The organism is Streptomyces massasporeus (assembly GCF_014648995.1).
Lineage (GTDB): Bacteria > Actinomycetota > Actinomycetes > Streptomycetales > Streptomycetaceae > Streptomyces > Streptomyces massasporeus.
In genome coordinates this window covers 1-939 of record NZ_BMSE01000065.1, presented here as the reverse complement: position 1 = coordinate 939, position 939 = coordinate 1, and the positions used below count along the sequence as shown (strand labels likewise).

1 protein-coding gene is annotated in these 939 nt (G+C 69.5%); it reads left to right on the top strand.

The window, feature by feature from the left end; genetic code table 11:
• Positions 1-41 precede the first annotated feature (41 nt).
• On the top strand, positions 42-939 hold an 898-nt coding region (locus IE153_RS41230; protein WP_189594803.1), incomplete at its 3' end, for an IS481 family transposase.

Genomic DNA, 939 nt, shown 5'->3' with positions numbered 1-939 from the left:
TGTGGTGGAGCTGTCTAGGACTGCACCGCACGGAGGTCTTCGTGTCCCACCGTAATGCCCGGCTGACCGTTCACGGCAGGCGGCTGCTGGTCGAGCGTGTCTATTCCGGCCGCCCCGTCGCGCATGTCGCGGCCGAAATGGGTATCTCGCGGGCCACGGCTCACAAGTGGCTGCGCCGCTGGAGGGCCGAGGGTGAGGCCGGTCTGCACGATCGTGCCAGCCGGCCGCATACGACACCGCACCGGACATCGGCAACGACCGAAGGCCTGGTCTGCCGCCTGCGACAACAGCGCAAGCTGGGCCCGGCCCGCATCGGCCCGATCCTGGGCCTGCCCACCTCCACCGTGCACCGCATCCTGACTCGGCACGGCATGAACCGCCTGGCCTTCCTGGACCGCCCCACCGGGCAGCCCATCCGCCGCTACGAACGCAGCCGGCCCGGCGAGCTGATCCATGTCGACGTCAAGAAGCTCGGCCGCATCCCCGACGGCGGGGGCTGGCGCCTGCACAGCCGGGCCGACCGGCCCAACCGCCACCGCACCACCGGCTTCGACTACATCCACTCCGCCGTCGACGACCACACCCGCATTGCCTACAGCGAGGTCCACCGCGACGAGAAGGGCACCACCTGCGCCGGCTTCCTGCACCGAGCCGCGGCCTTCTTCGCCCGCCACGGCATCACCCGCATCGAGCGGGTCCTGACCGACAATGCATTCGCCTACCGGCGCAGCAGCGCCTTCCAGCAGGCCCTGGCCGACCTGCAGGCCACCGGAAAGCGCACCCGGGCCTACCGGCCGCAGACCAACGGCAAGGTCGAACGCTTCAACCGCACCCTGCTCGACGAGTGGGCCTACCTGCGGCCCTACACCAGCAACGACGAACGCACTACAGCCTTGTCAGACTTCCTGCACCACTACAACCACCACCGCTGCCACACCG